This window comes from Pseudoxanthomonas sp. P4_B2 (genome assembly GCF_056402315.1).
Map to the genome: position 1 here is coordinate 204,998 of NZ_JBFUHQ010000002.1, position 15,693 is coordinate 220,690.

Genomic DNA, 15,693 nt, shown 5'->3' on the forward strand with positions numbered 1-15,693 from the left:
CCCACAACCGGGCCCCGCCCTCCGCGGACCCCGCAGGAGACCCCAAAGTGAGCGATAAGGTGACACACGTCGGCGATGCCGATTTCGAGACGGCCGTGCTGCAGTCCGACGAACCGGTACTGGTGGATTTCTGGGCCGAGTGGTGTGGCCCCTGCAAGATGATCGCTCCGGTGCTGGACGAACTGGCCCAGACCTACGAGGGCAAGCTGAAGGTGGTCAAGCTCAACGTGGACGAAAACCGTGCCACCGCCATCAAGTACCACGTGCGCAACATCCCGCTGCTGCTGCTGTTCAAGGACGGCCAGGTCCAGGCCACCCAGGTCGGCGCCGTGGGCAAGGGCCAGCTGACCCAGATGATAGAAAAGGGTATCGGTTCGACCGCTTCGGCGGCCTGATCCCCAGTAGTTCTTGTAGAGCCGAGCTTGCTCGGCTCGACTTGGAGCCGGAGAGAGCCATTAAGCAGGCTCAGTTCTACAGGCGGAACCTCGTAACTGAACGGCTTTCCGGCGCAGCGCTTGCCGCCGTCGCTTCCCGGTGCTAGTTTCAGCACTATCCGGCGCGGGGTCTGCGCCGCACCCTTCTGACGCACTCGTCCCAGGGCATCCACTCTCCCACCCATCCCGCCCGCATTCGCTGGCGCTCGCAACCATAGCGAGGAATCGCACCTTTGTCCGATAACACCCCTGAAGCCGGCGATGCCGGCGCTCCTGCCGAGAAGCGTGCGCGCAAGCCACGTGTCGTCAAGGCCGCTCCCCAATCCGAAGCGCCTGCAGCCCCGGCTCCCCTCTCCGCACCAACCCCCAGCGCTCCGCCGCCGGCTCCGGCCGCGCCCGCCGCGCCCGCCGCGCCGCGACACGAATCCCAGCAGCAACCCGCTGTCGCCCCTAATCCTCCTGCCGCTGCGCAGCCCCAATCCTATGGCGGCGAATCGCAGGACGGCGGCCAGTCCGGTCAGCAAGGCAACCCGCAAGGTGGCCAGCAGCAGGACGGCGAGCCGCGCGACAACAACCGCTTCCAGAACAACAATGGCGGCGGTGGCGGCGGTAACAACCGTCGCGACCGTTTCCGCAACCGTCGCGACCGCGACCAGCGTCCGCGCAACGACGGCATGCCTGCCGACAACGGCGCCAACGAGGCCTTCGTGCCGCGCGGCCCCGCCCCGGGCGTCCCCGAAGGCTTCCCGCAGTATTCGCTGAGCGACCTTAAGCGCATGCCGGCGCAGAAGCTGCTGGACATCGCCGAACAGCTGAGCATCCACGAAGGCGTGGCCCGCGCGCGCAAGCAGGACGTGATCTTCGCGTTGCTGAAAGTGCTGACCCGCCATGGCGAAGGCGTCGCCGCCGACGGCGTGCTGGAAATCCTGCCGGACGGCTTCGGTTTCCTGCGTGCGGCCGAGGCCAGCTACCTGGCCGGCCCGGACGACACCTATATCTCGCCCAGCCAGATCCGCCGCTTCAACTTGCGCACCGGCGACCATCTCAGCGGCCGCATCCGTTTCCCCAAAGACGGCGAACGCTATTTCGCGCTGTCGGTGGTGGACACCATCAACGGCGAACCGATCGAGGCCAGCAAGGGCAAGGTGCTGTTCGAGAACCTGACCGCGCTGTTCCCGCGCCGCCGCTTCACCCTGGAACGCGGCAACGGTTCCAGCGAAGACATCTCCGGCCGCATCATGGATCTGATGGCGCCGCAGGGCAAAGGCCAGCGCGCGCTGATCGTGTCGCCGCCCAAGGCCGGTAAGACCATCTTGATGCAGCAGATCGCCACCGCGATCACCACCAACCATCCCGACGTGCACATGATCGTGCTGCTGATCGACGAGCGTCCGGAAGAAGTCACCGAGATGCAGCGCACGGTGCGCGGCGAAGTGATCAGCTCGACCTTCGACGAACCGGCCGCGCGCCACGTGCAGGTCGCCGAAATGGTGATCGAACGGGCCAAGCGCCTGGTCGAGCACAAGAAGGACGTGGTGATTTTGCTCGACTCCATCACCCGCCTGGCCCGCGCCTACAACAACGTGGTGCCCAGCTCCGGCAAGGTGCTCAGCGGCGGCGTGGACGCTAACGCCCTGCACCGCCCGAAGCGTTTCTTCGGCGCGGCGCGTAATGTGGAAGAAGGCGGTTCGCTGACGATCATCGCGACGGCTCTGGTAGAGACGGGCAGCAAGATGGACGAGGTGATCTACGAAGAGTTCAAGGGTACTGGCAACAGCGAAGTGCATCTGAACCGCCGTATCGCCGAGAAGCGCGTGTACCCGGCCATCGACATCAACCGTTCCGGCACCCGCCGCGAGGATCTGTTGATCGAACCGGAACTGCTGCAGAAGATCTGGATCCTGCGCAAGCTGCTGCACCCGATGGACGAGATCACGGCGATGGAATTCCTGCTGGACAAGATGAAGAACACCAAGTCCAACGACGAGTTCTTCAGTTCGATGAAGCGCTGAGCCTGCGCTTCATGCATCAAGAAAAAGCCCCGCGACGCGGGGCTTTTTCGTACCGCCGTCACTCAACCCGGTTGCAAAGGCGTCAGCAGCCGCAGGCTGTTGCGTGCGTCGTACAAACCGCCCGCGATCATCGCATCGGGGCTCTGGGTAGTATCCGATCCCGTATCCCAAGGCGCACGCAGGGTTGGGCCAGGCACATAGGAATCCCATTGGCCGTAGCCGGGCCGCTGGTAGCCGTAGAACTGGAAGTCGACCGGCACGCGCACCACCCAGAGGTCTTGTTTGGCGTTCTCGCCCGTGGCAGGAAGCTGGAACGTCCACTTCTTGGCCGCGTTCAATGCGGACTTGGCCAGTATGCCGCGCATCTGCTTCATCTGATTGTCGCTGCCGACAATCTGCAGATTGACCTGCTCGGCAAACAACTCCTGCACCGAGCCCTCGCGCCCGATCTTCAGCACCACATAGACGGTTCCGCGCGCGCCCATGCGCGCTGCGTTCTCTGGATAGACTGGTGGTTTCATCGCGATCGGTTTGATCGAATCGGGCTGCTGCACGTACTCTTCCGGAGTGGTGGCTTCTGCGCCGAAATAGCTGCTGCGGATGCTGATCTCGTAGCGCTCGGCGTCGATCTTCTTGGCGACGATGCGCAGGCTCATGCGCGCCTTGGCCTTTCGCGCCACGCCGTCGACCAACACCGGCGCGAAACGCCACGACGCACCGCCCTGCTCTATCAGCGAGACCACGCCTTCGGGAAGCTTGTCCTTCTCGTCTAGCTCGAGCTTGGTCGTGCTGCCGTCGGCTGCAATCGACACCCAGCCGGTCACCAGCATGCTGGACTCGATCGTCTTGCGCACGGCGCCCGGGCCGGCCGCATGGCTGGCAAATGTGACCAGAAGTCCCAACAGCAATGCCATTGTCCGATTCATTACGCCTTTCCTTGCGAAGTTGTCCGGTGAGCAGCGTATCTGCTTGGAAGGCAGTTTCCAATCCGTGACAGCGCCGGGTCAATCCACCGCATCCAGCTCAGCTTCCTCGAACCGCCATCCCGAATCGGTGCGCTTCATCAACACCCTGCCCGTCCGCATGATGTCGTCGCGATCTTCGCCCTTCACCCACAGCACCGCCTGATCGCCATTCAGCCGGCCGCGAGCGATTGCCGCGACCACGGGTTGCTCGTCGCGCAGGGACTTGAGGGTTTCCTTCGCCGAAGTCGGATCGTCTTGCGGGAACCGATAAGCGCCCGATTCACCGGCAAGCTCGCGCAGGACGTCGAAATCGCCCTGCGCCAAAGCGGTTAGGTAGACCTGATAAGCCTTGCCAGGTTCGTCGCCACCTACGGGCAATGCGGTGCCGGGTGGTGGAGTGATGCCGACATCGAAGGTCAGGTCGAACTGGTAGGTCTCCTCAAAAAACTCCTCAGCCTCCGGCAGCTTGAAGTTGCCGGCGATACGCTGAGGGGTTTGCGCGACGAGCACGAGTTCGCCATGGCCGCCGCTGCTGAAGTTGCGGGTGGGGCCGCGATGAGCGAAATCGATTCCGCACTCCTTGCCATCGGCGGTTACGCATAATTTCACGTAGCTGCCGGACGCTTCGTCCGAGGCCTGCTCGCGCACGCCGTCGTCGGGATCGAACGCTGCGGCGACCGGCAAGGCATCGAATGGCGAGGCGCTGAGGTAGATCCAAGTTTCGGTTTCAGCCGGCGAAGCCTCGCTGTCGGCCCGTACCGCGACGGCATGGCGCGGTTCTATGCGTTGTTCGCCCAGCCGGAAGTAGCCGGAGGCAGTATCGGCCGCCATGGCCGCATGCGGCATCCACGACACGGACGCGAATAGGGAGGTCGTCAGGAAAATCCGCTTCATCGTCATCGCGTCGACCCGGTCGTTCGTTATCCAAAGCGTACGCGGATCGGACCGGCGAACGGTCAACGACGCATAATGCCGGCACGGAGGTGCGCGCATGCATGGTGGTGGTCTAGAACTGGCGTTGGTTTTCCTGCTGGCCGCGGTGCTGGCGGTGCCCCTATTCAAGAAATTCGGGCTGGGCGCGGTGCTGGCCTACCTGGTGACCGGCGTGGTGCTGGGGCCGGACGGCTTCAGCGTGGTGGACGACACCGAACGCATCCTCAGCGCGGCCGAGATCGGCGTGGTGATGCTGCTGTTCGTCATCGGCCTTGAATTGTCGCCATCGCGGTTGCGGGTGATGCGCAAGCCGGTGTTCGGCGCCGGCAGCCTGCAAGTCACGCTCACCGCGCTGGCGCTGGGCGGCGTGGTCCTGGCGACGAATCTGCACTGGAAGGCCGCACTGGTGATCGGCCTGGGTCTGGCCTTGTCGTCCACCGCGGTGGGTCTGCAATTGCTGGGCGAGCGCAAGGAACTGGCCAGCGAATACGGTCGCCTGGGCTTTGCCATTCTGTTGTTTCAGGACTTGGTGGCGATTCCGCTGCTAGCAATGATTCCCCTGCTGGGCAGCACTGAGCACGCCAGCGTCAACTGGCTGAGTGTGGCCAAAGCGGTGGGCGCGATCGCGCTGGTGGTGTTGGGCGGACGGGTGCTGTTGCGGAATGTGTTCCGGGTGGTGGCACGCACGCGCATGCCAGAGGTGTTTACCGCTAGCGCGCTGCTGGTGGTGCTGGGTATTGCTTGGTTCATGCAACTGGCCGGATTGAGCGCGGGCTTGGGTGCGTTCTTGGCCGGCGTGCTGCTGGCCGATTCGGAATTCCGTCATGAACTGGAGGCGCAGATCCGTCCCTTCCAGGGCCTGCTGTTGGGCCTGTTCTTCATTGCCGTGGGCATGGGCATCGACCTGGACCGGGTGATCGCCGAACCGCAGGTGATCGCCGGTGGGGTGGTGGTGCTGTTGTTGGTGAAGTTCGCGATCTTGTTCCTGGTCGGCTTGCACCCGGGTGGGTTGATCAAACGCGATGCGCTGATGTTGGGCAGCGTGTTGTGGTTGGGCGGTGAATTCGCCTTCGTCGTATTCAGCGACGCCGCCCGGGTGGGACTGCTCAGCGCAGCCGACCACGACCGTCTGGTCGCGATCGTGGGCGTATCGATGGCGTTGACGCCGTTGCTGCTGATCGGCATGACGCGGCTGCTGGCCAGCTTTCCGGAGCGGCCGGCGGCGCGGGAGTTCGATGCGATTCCCGACGACCATCCCGAGGTGCTGATTGCCGGCATGGGCCGCTTCGGCCAGATCGTGGCGCGGTTGCTGGTGGCCCAACGCATTCCGTTCGTGGCGTTGGAACATAGCGCCGAGCAGGTCGACACCTTGCGCCGCTTCGGCAACCGCCTGTACTACGGCGACCCGACCCGGCCCGAACTGCTGCGGTCGGCCGGAGCGCAACAGGTCAAGATATTTGTAATCGCGGTGGACGATCCCGACACCAGCGTGCGCGTCACCCGCCTGATCCGGCGCATGTATCCGCAGGCGAAAGTGTTCGCGCGCGCGCGCGATCGACTGCACGCATGGCGATTGATGGACCTGGGCGCGGAAGTGTTCCGCGAGACCTTCAGCTCCAGCCTGGAAATGGGCGAACAGGTGTTGGTGTCCTTGGGCTTATCGGCGAAAGTGGCCAACGACCACACCCGCCGCTTCCGCGAGCACGACGAAAAGCTGCTGCGCGAACAGCACCTGGTGTACGACGATGAAACGGCGCTGTTGCAAACCGCACGTGGGGCGCGCGCCGATCTGGAAAAACTGTTCGAGGCCGATCAGAGCGATAGCGATTCGATGGAGGGGATCAAGGCGCCGAAACAGATTTGATACGAAGGTAGTTGCCTGCTTCCCTTCTCCCGGTGGGAGAAGGAAGCCATTAGCGCGGTTCGCGCAGGAAACGCGCCATCGATGCCCCGGAAACCGCGGGCGAGAATTCGGCGGCCACATCGACGAAACCGCGCATCACTGCGATCTCGCGCGGCGTGCGGTTCAGCGAATCGCGCAAGTCGGGATCGGCGCCGGTGCGCAGCAGGCGCTGGACCACGCGCAGCAGCCCGTGCAGGGCCGCCAGATGAAGCGGGCCGAAGCCGCGTGGATCCTGCACGTCAAGCGAGACTTCTTCATCCAGCAAGCGTTCCAGCGCGGCCAGCACTACTTCCTCGTCGCAGGCGGTGCCGGGCTCGGCGCGCGCGCCCAGCAACAGCAGCAGCGGCGTGACCGCACCGGCGGCGATCTGTTCCGGCTCCGCACCGGCCAGCAGCAAGGTATCGAACAACGCGACCAGACGCGGCTTGTCGCGCGCGATGAACCCGAACAGGGCAGCGCAATGCAGTGGCGCTAGCCCCTGCGCGTCGCTGGCATGCACGTTGGCGCCAGCGGTGAGCAGTCGCGCGGCGATATCCGGCAGGCCGAGCGCAGAAGCGAGCATCAGCACGGTGACTCCGCCCGGCAGGCGGTGTTCGATCTGGGCACCGGCAGCGAGCAGGTCGTTGACGATATCGGCCTGCCGCATGCTCACCGCGGCCGATAGCGGAGTGGCGCCAGTGTTGGCCGCATGCTGCGGATCGGCGCCGTGGCCGATCAGCAAATCGACGGTGGCGCGATGACCGCCGCCCGCCGCGCGCAACAGAGCGGTACAGCCCTGCGCGTCGGGCGAATCGACCGCGAAACCCAGATCCAGCAGGCGGCGTACCGCATCCGCATCGCCCGCCATCGCCGCGGCGGGAAGGTCCGAGGCACGCAGTGCGCGCTTGGGCAGGGACCAGCCGCGCCAGTCCAGCCAATCGGCCAAGTCGCGACGGCCGCTGGCGAGCGCCACCCCGAGAGGAGTCTGGCCATCGGCGGCGCGCGCTTCGGGCGAGGCGCCCTTGGCGATCAGTTGCTTCAACACCGCTTCCCGACCCAGCGCGGTGGCCAGATGCAGGGCGGACATGCCATGGCCGTCGCGCGCTTCTCGGTCCAGCCCCAGGTCGAGCAGGCGATCGAGCAGACGCGTCCAACCCAGGCGTACCGCCAGCGACAGCGGCGGATCGCCGTTGCGCGAGGGAGCGAACGGATCGGCGCCGCGTTCCAGCAATTCCAGCGCGAACGCTTCGGCGCCGCGCATCGAAGGATTCCCCTGCAGGCAAGCCGATAGGAATCGCGACAAGCCGCCAGTGCCGGCGGGCGACAGACCGCGCTGCAGCAGTAGCCGCAGCAGCGGCAGCGCTTCGGGCCCGCGGCCCAGCAGCGCGAATACCGGCACATCGCCCTGGCTGTCGCGCGCTTCGCCATCGGCGCCCTGCCGCAGCAACCAGCCGACGCGCGCGGGCGAGGCGACGATGCCCGGATCGTGCAGCAGCGTGCCCAGTTCCTGCGCGGAGCAGAGCTTGGCTAGCGCTTCCAGGCCGTCGTGCCGGTCGGCCTGCAGGCCATCACGAACCAAGCCCAAGGGCGCTCGATCGGGAGGCGCCTGGTCTTCCTCGCTCTCGGCCACCGCAGAGGGCAAGGCATAGGCGGGATCCAGCGCGGACACGATAGCCCAACGCCCGGCCTCGGCTGCCAGATCGACCGCACGCCTGCCGTGTTGGTCGGCATGGTCCGGATCGACGCCCAGCTCGAGCAAACGCCGCACCAGCCCGGCGGGCACGGATTCGCCGGTGCAGGCCAGCATCAAGGCGTTGCGGCCTTCGCCGTCGTCGTCGCTGGCAAGCGCACCCGCTTCGGCCAACGCGTCCAGCGCGGACAGATGACCGCCGCGCGCCGCCTCCAGCCACGGCGTACGGCCGGCTTCGTCGCGACCCTGCACATCCGCGCCTGCACCGAGCAATGCGGCGACGATCTCGATGTGGCCGGCGAAGGCCGCTTCATGCAGCGCACTGCGGCCGCGGCCATCGCGCGTGTCTACCTTGGCTTTGTGCTTGAGCAGCAGCAGCACGCCGGCCGGATCGTCTTCTTCGGTGGCTGCAGCGGCCAGCAAGACCGGCTGTCCCCCCTGCGGTTCGGGTTTGGCGCCGCGTTCGAGCAGGAATTTGGCCAGGCGCCAATTGCCGGAAACGCAGGCCACCGCCAGCGGGGTCAAGCCTTCGTCGTTCAGCGCATCGATTTCCGCCGCCGCGTCGCGGAGCAAGGCAGCCACGCCGGGATCGGAACTGCGCGCAGCGTGGTGCAGCGGCGTGTTGCCTTCGCTGTCGGCCGCGCGCGGATCCGCGCCGTTGGCTAGCAGGGTCGTCACCGCATCGGGTCTGCCGTGCCAGCTGTCGCGCGTGGCGGCCAGCAAGGGCGTCATCCCTGCCTGCGCCTGATTCAGGTCGATGCCGCGACCGATCAGCGCGCGCAACAGACGCAGGTCGGGCAGCACCGCCGCCAGGGTCGCGAGGCTGCGCTGGTCGCGCGGATCGGAAGACGCGGCGCGCGGATTGGCTCCGGCATCCAGTAGCTCCAGCGCGCGTTCCACCCGCCCCGCGCGCGCGGCGGCGAACAGCGCCACATCCAGGTCTTCTTCCATCACCACCGGTACGGCGGCAGGCGCGGTGCTTGCATTGGCCGCAACCGACGTCATCACCAGCACCGGCAGGGTCCTGGCTGCGGCGGCGCGTTGCAAGGCCCAATGCAGAACCGGCAGCAACAGCGCGTAGGCTGCGGCAAGACTCACGCGCAATTGCGGCGGCACCAGCCCCGGCCAGGCCAGCGCTCCACCAAAGCCGATGGCCACGGCAACCAGGGCCGCTACGCCCAGCCCATGCCAAGCATGGATATCCCGCTCCGACAGGCCGCGCCAATGGTCGGCAAGCGAACCTCCCTCGCGTTCCAGCAGGTGCCACATCGGCCAGGTCCGCCACAGTCCGATCAGCAACGCGCCCACCACGGCACTCAAGCCCAGCGCGGCAGGCAGGCTGCCACTCTGCCGCAACGCGCTCAGCGGCCATGCCACCAGCAACGCGGACGCGATGAAACCCACTGCCCACAAAGACAGCAGCGCTAGCGCCTCGCCACGCCAGGCCGCGCCGGAGGGGCGGGCGCGGGTTTGCCGCTGCCACGACACCGCCAGCGCCAGCACCGGCTGCGCCAACAACGCGCCCAGTGCGGCGAAGGCGCCGCCAGCACCGGTAAGCCCGGTGAGCGCGGCCAGCAGCATGCCTAGCGCCAGGGCGATTCCGGGCGCGGCACGGACCAGGGATACTTTCCTAACCATCCGAGCGACCGGTATTGCCGTTCTGCAGATCGAATATCTGCGGCGGGAACTGGATATGGAAGCCGCGCGAGGCCAGATTCTGGCGAACGGTCTCGGTGTTTTCCCGCGCCAGCTTGCGCTCTGGCGTCAGCGCCACTTCCAGCACGAACGCCAGCTCGCCCAACGGCGCACGCAGGGAATCCGGTATGCGTTCGAAATCGTCGCGTGCGGCAAGGTAAACAAAAGTGTCTGCCTTGCGCTGGCTCTTGTAGACGTAGGCTTGCATCCGCGCGTGACGCGTCCTGCGTTTGGGGGTGGATGGATTGTGGAGGAAACGCAGGCATAGCGAAACCCGCAGCGCCGCGCGCGCAAGCGCTGGACGAGCTAAAACTAGGGCAATCCAAGCCGTGGATGAACGCCCGGCGCGATGGGTCTCACAACACTGAATCCGCTGCGCGCCATTAAGGCAGCGCAAATTTCCCGCTCGGCCCACTGGCTATACTTCCGCCACGCCAGTCTACGGAATACCGCGTGCAGCCATCGTCGTCGTCACTCATGCCCGCCCTGGCGATCCGCGCCTACACCGCCACTACTGCCTTGGGCCGCGGCCGCGACGCACTGACCGAAGCATTGCGCAGCCGCCGCAGCGGACTGCGCCGCAACGATTTCGGCAACGAAGAACGCTTGGATTGCTGGATCGGCCGCGTGGACGGACTGGAACAGTCGTCGCTGCCGTCCGCCCTGTCGGGTTGGGAGTGCCGCAATAACCGGCTGGCCTGGATGTCGCTGCAGCAGGACGGGCTGCAAGAAGCCGTCGCCGGTGCGATCGCACGCCACGGCGCCGACCGCGTGGCGGTGGTGATGGGAACCTCTACCTCCAGCATCGGCGCTACCGAAGAGGCCTATACGCGGCTGTCGGGCGAGGCCCACCGCTTTCCAGCCGACCTGGCCCGGCCGATAGTGCACACACCGCATTCGCTCGGCGATTTCGTGCGCCATGCCACCGGCTTGCAGGGTCCGTGCGTCACCGTCGCCACCGCCTGTTCGTCGAGCGCCAAAGTGTTTGCCCAGGCCGCGCGCCTGATTCAGGCGGGCTTGGCCGATGCGGCACTGGTCGGCGGCGTGGATACCTTGTGCGGCAGCGTTCTGTTCGGCTTCAACGCCTTGCAACTGGTCTCGCCGGAGCCGTGCCGGCCTTTCGATGCGAACCGCGTCGGCCTCTCGCTGGGCGAAGCGGGCGGTTTCGCGGTGCTGGAACGCTTGGCCGATGGCGAAACCGGAGGCCTGCAACTGCGCGGCTACGGCGAATCCAGCGACGCCCACCACATGTCCGCGCCGCATCCCGAAGGACTGGGCGCGCGACTGGCGATGCGCGATGCGCTGGCGCGCGCCGGCATCGACGCCAGCGAGGTGGGTTATCTCAACCTGCACGGTACCGCCACGCCGGCGAACGATTCGATCGAGGCGCAAGCGGTCGCCAGCATGTTCCCGGACAGCCTGCATGCTGGTTCGACCAAGGGCTGGACCGGACACACACTGGGCGCAGCCGGCATCGTCGAGTCGGTGATCGCGCTGCTGGCGCTGGAAAACGGGTTGCTGCCCGGCACGCTCAATAGCGCCACGCCCGATCCGGCTTGCGGCCCGCAGATCCGCTTCGACAACGCCCAGCGCGACATCGGCTTCGCCATGAACAATTCGTTCGGCTTCGGCGGCAACAACGCCTCCTTGGTGTTCGGTCGCGCATGACGTCGCCTGTTCTTTCGGCCGGCATCGCCGGCGTCGGTTTCTGGACCCGCGGCCTGCCGTCGTGGGCGGCAGCGTGCGTCTATCTGGCCGACGGCCCACCCTCCAACGGCATGCCGCCCGCCGATGCGCCGGCCAAACCCTCGGCCCAGTTGCTGGCGCCCAACGAGCGACGGCGCGCGCCCGACACCGTCGCTGTGGCGTTGGAAGTCGCGTTGGCCGCCTGCACCGCTGCCGGCCGCGATCCCGCCTCGCTGTCCTCGGTGTTCGCCTCCACCCATGGCGACCTGGCGATTACCGACTACATGTGCGAAACCCTGGCCAGCGAACCGCGCACCATCTCGCCCACCCGCTTCCACAACTCGGTGCACAACGCGGCGGCCGGCTATTGGACCATCGGCGCCGGCGCCATGGCCCCGGCCACCGCCATCAGCGCTTACGACGCCAGCTTCGCCCAGGGACTACTGGAGGCGCTGGCGCAACTGGCTACCGGTACCGATGCGGTACTGCTGATCGGATACGACGGCGCCGCGACGGGTCCGTTGAGCCTGATCTCCCGCAGCGAGGGTTTGCTGGGCGGCGCTCTGCTGCTGGTCGCCGATCCGCAGCCGGGCATGCCGCGTTTGCGCGCAAGCATTCAGGAAGCGGCGGACAGTGCAGTCGACAACGACGGTGCGCTTTCGCGCTTGGCCGCCGGCAATGCCATGCAGCCGATGCTGCCTCTGTTCGAGGCGCTGGGCCTGTTGCGTCCACACGCGGCGATAACGGCCGGATCGGGGAAGATTCTAGGGATGGAGATCGCTTATGACTGAGTCGAAACGACTCGAACGCAACCAGGTAGCGGTGCTGATCCCGGCGTTGAACGAATCGCTGCGTATCCGCGAAGTGGTGGAAGGCGCGCTGGCGCAGTGCCCGCATGTGATCGTGGTCGACGACGGTTCCACCGACGGCACCGGCGACTGCATCGCGGATCTGCCGGTGATCGTGCTGCGTCACGACGAACGCAAGGGCAAAGGCGAGTCCCTGCGCGATGGCTTCCGCGAAGCGCGACGGCGCGGCTTCAAAGGCGTGCTGACCATGGATGGCGACGGCCAGCATTCGGCCAGCGACCTGCCGCGCCTGCTAGAGGCGGCCAATCGCCATCCCGGCTGCATCGTGATCGGCGCGCGCCTGCGCAAGCGCGCCTCGCAGCCGACCTACCGCCGACTGGCCAACCAGTTCGGCGACTGGGGCATCGCCTGGGGTACCGGCTATCAGATCGCCGACAGCCAGAGCGGCCAGCGCTTCTATCCGGCCGAAGTGATGGCGTTGGACGATATCCCGGGCGAGGATTTCGTGTTCGAAGCCCAAATCGTGATTTCAGCCGCCCGCACCCTGGGCACGCGCTGCATCTCCGTGCCGATCGAATCGCGCTATCGTTGTGCCGGCGGCGATGAACAGTTCCGCGCCAGTCATTTCCGGCCGCTGCGGGATCTTTACCGCATCACCAGCCACATAGTGCTGCAAGCGCTGCGCTACGGCGGACTTGTCGCGGTCTACCGCAGCATCCAGGCCCACCCGCCGATCATCGACGACCCCAGCGGGGAATTCGGTGACCCGCCTGTTCCTTCCGAGATCAGGAAAACCGCATGAACAACGCAGCCGCCACCGATGTCGTGATTCTAGGTGGCGGGCTGGCGGGGTTGAGCTTGGCGATACAGTTGAAGCAGCGCGAACCGCAGATCGGCGTCATCGTGCTGGAGCGGCGCGCGCACCCGGTCCGCGAAGCCGCGTTCAAGGTCGGCGAGTCGACGGTGGAAATCGGCGCGCATTATTTCTCCAGCGTGCTCGGCTTCCGCGAACACTTGGAAACCGAACAGATCCGCAAGTTCGGTTTCCGCTTCTTTTTTTCCGAAGGCCGCAACGATATCGATCGCTGCACCGAGCTGGGCGTCAGCGAATTGTTGCCGGCGCCGTCGTGGCAACTGGATCGCGGCCGCTTCGAGAATTTCCTAGGCGAACAGGCGCGCGCGTTAGGCGTGGATTTCCGCGACGAAGCGCTGGTGCGCGGAATCGAGCTCGACGAAAAGGACCAACCGCATGCGGTGACCTTCGAGCATGCGGGTGCGAGCACCACCCTGGCCGCGCGCTGGGTAGTGGATGCGGCCGGACGCGCGGGGCTGATCAAACGCAAGCGCGAACTTGCGCAGCCCAACGACCACAACGCTAATGCGGTGTGGTGGCGGGTGGACGGCTTTGTCGATCCCAACCAATGGTCCGACGACCCGCAGTGGCTGGCGCGCTGCACTCCGCCGGATCGCTGGCGCTCGACCAACCACATGTGCGGACCCGGCTACTGGTTCTGGCTGATTCCGCTGGCGTCGGGCGCGCATTCGCTGGGCATCGTCTGCGACGCGAAGATGCATCCGCTGGAAACCATGAACACCTTCGACAAGGCCATGGCCTGGCTGCACGAGCATCAGCCGCAGGTGGCCCGTTCGTTGGAAAAGCCCGAGCACCGGCTGCAGGATTTCCTGTTTCTGCGCCACTTTTCCTATGGCTGCAAGCAGGTGTTCAGCGGCGACCGCTGGGCGCTGACCGGCGAGGCGGGGTTGTTCCTGGATCCGTTCTATTCGCCGGGCAGCGACTTCATCGCCATGAGCAATACCTTCATCTGCGACCTGATCGGTAAGGACCGCGCCGGGCAACAATTCGCGCCCTATGCGGAGATCTACCAGCAGATGTACTTCTCGTTCTACGAGAACACGCTGACTCTGTACCAAGACCAGTACCCGCTGTTCGGCGACGCGCAGGTGATGCCGGTCAAGGTGATCTGGGACTACACCTACTACTGGGCGCTGCTGGCGCCGTTGTTCTTCGGTCATCGACTTACCGATATTTCGCTGATCGGGAAACTACGGCCGCAATTCCTGCGTGGCCGTCAGTTGAACCTGGCGGTGCAAGCGCTGTTGCGCGAATGGGGCGAACGCAATACCGCGCCGCTGACGCCGGACGGCCGCTTCCTCAACCAGTACGACGTGGACTGGTTCCACGAGATGAACCGCGCGCTGCTGGATGAGCTGGACCAGGCAGGCTTCATGCGACGCATCGGGGACAACGTGGCGCGGATGGAGTGGTTGGCGCGGGAGATACTCGGGCGGGCGAGAGCTGAGCATCCGGAGATCGACAGTCACGGATTTGATGACTTGCTCTCGCAAAGAGATAACGACTCACCATCACTCTCCTCAGCCTGGTACGCCGACGCGGCTTAAAAATTTGGGTCGTCATCCCGGCGAAAGCCGGGACCCAACTTTCAGACAAGGATGTCTATGAAGCAACCCTGCGTTTACATGATGGCGAGCGGACGGAATGGCACGCTTTACGTCGGTGTCACTGCAAATCTCATCGCTCGCGTTTCCCAACACCGTGCGGGAGCTATCGAAGGTTTCACTAAGCAGTACGGCGTAAACCTGCTGGTATGGTTCGAGCTCCATGAAACCATGGCGCAAGCGATCGCCCGCGAGAAGCTGATAAAGAACTGGAAGCGTGCGTGGAAAATCGGCCTGATCCAGGCTGACAATCCTTACTGGCTGGATCTGTATCCTGGGATCGTTTAGTTGGGTCCCGGCATTCGCCGGGATGACGACCTGAGAAAAATGGATATCACACGGGTTCAACCCATCCCGCCATTGACCCCGATCACCTGCCCATTTATGTAGCCCGCGTCGGCGCCGCACAAGAAGGCGACCAGTGCTGCCACTTCCTCCGGCTTTCCCGCGCGTCCCGCAGGAACGATCTGCTTGATCGATTCGGCCGAAAATAGCTCCGAAGTCAGGTTGCCTTCGATCACCCCCGGCGCCACCACGTTGACGGTGATATTGCGCGCGGCCATCTCGCGCGCCAGGGATTTCGATGCGCCATGCAATGCGGCCTTGGCCGCGGCGTAATTGGTCTGGCCGCGGTTGCCCAGCACCGCGGCGACCGAGGACACGCTGACGATGCGCCCCCAGCGCGTGCGCGCCATCGGCAGCAGCAGCGGCTGGGTGACGTGGAAGAAACCGTGCAGCGAAACGTCGATGACCCGTTTCCACTGCGCTTCGGACATGCCGGCCATGGGCGCGTCGTCGTGGATGCCGGCGTTGTTGACGATCACTTGGATAGGACCACCCCCGAGCAGCGTTTCGATGGCCGCGCGCGTCCCCTCGCCATCGGCGACATCGAAGGCAACCGCTTCGGCGCTTCCACCGGCTGCGCGGATCTCCGCGACCACTTCCTCGGCGCGCGCATGATTGGTGTTGGCGTGGACGATGACATGCAGGCCGTCCACCGCGAGCCGTTTGCTGATGGCGCTGCCGAGATCGCCGCTGCCGCCGGTGACCAGCGCACGCTTTCTTTCTTGATTCATCGGGTTGTCCGCAAGGATCCAGTGCGGCGATTG

General features: G+C 65.6%; 13 protein-coding genes. 8 read left to right on the forward strand and 5 right to left on the reverse strand.

The window, feature by feature from the left end; genetic code table 11:
- The first annotated feature begins 47 nt into the window (after positions 1 to 47).
- Entirely contained in the window at positions 48 to 395 is a 348-nt protein-coding gene (gene trxA, locus AC1DTQ_RS05445; RefSeq protein WP_093288782.1) for a thioredoxin TrxA, read from the forward strand.
- A 272-nt stretch (positions 396 to 667) separates the two neighbouring features.
- On the forward strand, positions 668 to 2,446 hold the full coding sequence (rho, locus tag AC1DTQ_RS05450; protein WP_477848516.1) for a transcription termination factor Rho: 1,779 nt from the start codon (positions 668 to 670) through the stop codon (positions 2,444 to 2,446).
- Between the two features lie 62 nt (positions 2,447 to 2,508).
- Here the strand turns inward: rho and AC1DTQ_RS05455 are convergent, their stop codons facing one another.
- Together AC1DTQ_RS05455 and AC1DTQ_RS05460 are read right to left on the reverse strand one after the other, a co-directional pair.
- Positions 2,509 to 3,372, reverse strand: coding sequence for an energy transducer TonB (locus AC1DTQ_RS05455; protein ID WP_477848517.1), 864 nt, complete (start codon positions 3,370 to 3,372; stop codon positions 2,509 to 2,511).
- Between the two features lie 78 nt (positions 3,373 to 3,450).
- Positions 3,451 to 4,305 (reverse strand): hypothetical protein, encoded by an 855-nt coding sequence (locus tag AC1DTQ_RS05460; RefSeq protein WP_477848518.1) that lies wholly within the window; start codon positions 4,303 to 4,305, stop codon positions 3,451 to 3,453.
- A gap of 97 nt (positions 4,306 to 4,402) precedes the next feature.
- Here AC1DTQ_RS05460 and AC1DTQ_RS05465 point away from each other — a divergent pair, with 97 nt between their 5' ends.
- Positions 4,403 to 6,208 (forward strand): monovalent cation:proton antiporter-2 (CPA2) family protein, encoded by a 1,806-nt coding sequence (locus tag AC1DTQ_RS05465; RefSeq protein WP_477848519.1) that lies wholly within the window; start codon positions 4,403 to 4,405, stop codon positions 6,206 to 6,208.
- Positions 6,209 to 6,257: 49 nt separating this feature from the next.
- Here the strand turns inward: AC1DTQ_RS05465 and AC1DTQ_RS05470 are convergent, their stop codons facing one another.
- Positions 6,258 to 9,554 (reverse strand): ankyrin repeat domain-containing protein, encoded by a 3,297-nt coding sequence (locus AC1DTQ_RS05470; RefSeq protein WP_477848520.1) that lies wholly within the window; start codon positions 9,552 to 9,554, stop codon positions 6,258 to 6,260.
- Positions 9,547 to 9,819: a YcgL domain-containing protein gene (locus AC1DTQ_RS05475; RefSeq protein ID WP_477848521.1), complete on the reverse strand. Its 273-nt coding sequence runs from the start codon at positions 9,817 to 9,819 to the stop codon at positions 9,547 to 9,549. The genes AC1DTQ_RS05470 and AC1DTQ_RS05475 overlap by 8 nt, the downstream gene beginning before the upstream one ends.
- 269 nt (positions 9,820 to 10,088) lie before the next feature.
- Here AC1DTQ_RS05475 and AC1DTQ_RS05480 point away from each other — a divergent pair, with 269 nt between their 5' ends.
- The 5 genes from AC1DTQ_RS05480 to AC1DTQ_RS05500 are packed head-to-tail and all read left to right on the forward strand — an operon-like array spanning position 10,089 to position 14,872.
- Positions 10,089 to 11,279, forward strand: coding sequence for a beta-ketoacyl-[acyl-carrier-protein] synthase family protein (locus AC1DTQ_RS05480; RefSeq protein WP_477849129.1), 1,191 nt, complete (start codon positions 10,089 to 10,091; stop codon positions 11,277 to 11,279).
- Positions 11,276 to 12,088, forward strand: a complete 813-nt coding sequence (locus tag AC1DTQ_RS05485) for a beta-ketoacyl synthase chain length factor (RefSeq protein ID WP_477848522.1) — start codon at positions 11,276 to 11,278, stop codon at positions 12,086 to 12,088. Before AC1DTQ_RS05480 ends, AC1DTQ_RS05485 begins: the two co-directional genes overlap by 4 nt.
- The gene (locus AC1DTQ_RS05490) at positions 12,081 to 12,908 is read left to right on the forward strand and encodes a glycosyltransferase family 2 protein (RefSeq protein WP_477848523.1); all 828 of its coding nucleotides are present in this window, start codon (positions 12,081 to 12,083) and stop codon (positions 12,906 to 12,908) included. Before AC1DTQ_RS05485 ends, AC1DTQ_RS05490 begins: the two co-directional genes overlap by 8 nt.
- Positions 12,905 to 14,527: an NAD(P)/FAD-dependent oxidoreductase gene (locus AC1DTQ_RS05495; RefSeq protein WP_477848524.1), complete on the forward strand. Its 1,623-nt coding sequence runs from the start codon at positions 12,905 to 12,907 to the stop codon at positions 14,525 to 14,527. The genes AC1DTQ_RS05490 and AC1DTQ_RS05495 overlap by 4 nt, the downstream gene beginning before the upstream one ends.
- Positions 14,528 to 14,584: 57 nt before the next feature.
- Positions 14,585 to 14,872 (forward strand): GIY-YIG nuclease family protein, encoded by a 288-nt coding sequence (locus AC1DTQ_RS05500; RefSeq protein ID WP_477848525.1) that lies wholly within the window; start codon positions 14,585 to 14,587, stop codon positions 14,870 to 14,872.
- A gap of 56 nt (positions 14,873 to 14,928) precedes the next feature.
- Here the strand turns inward: AC1DTQ_RS05500 and fabG are convergent, their stop codons facing one another.
- Positions 14,929 to 15,660, reverse strand: a complete 732-nt coding sequence (gene fabG, locus AC1DTQ_RS05505; RefSeq protein ID WP_477848526.1) for a 3-oxoacyl-ACP reductase FabG — start codon at positions 15,658 to 15,660, stop codon at positions 14,929 to 14,931.
- Positions 15,661 to 15,693: the final 33 nt, after the last annotated feature.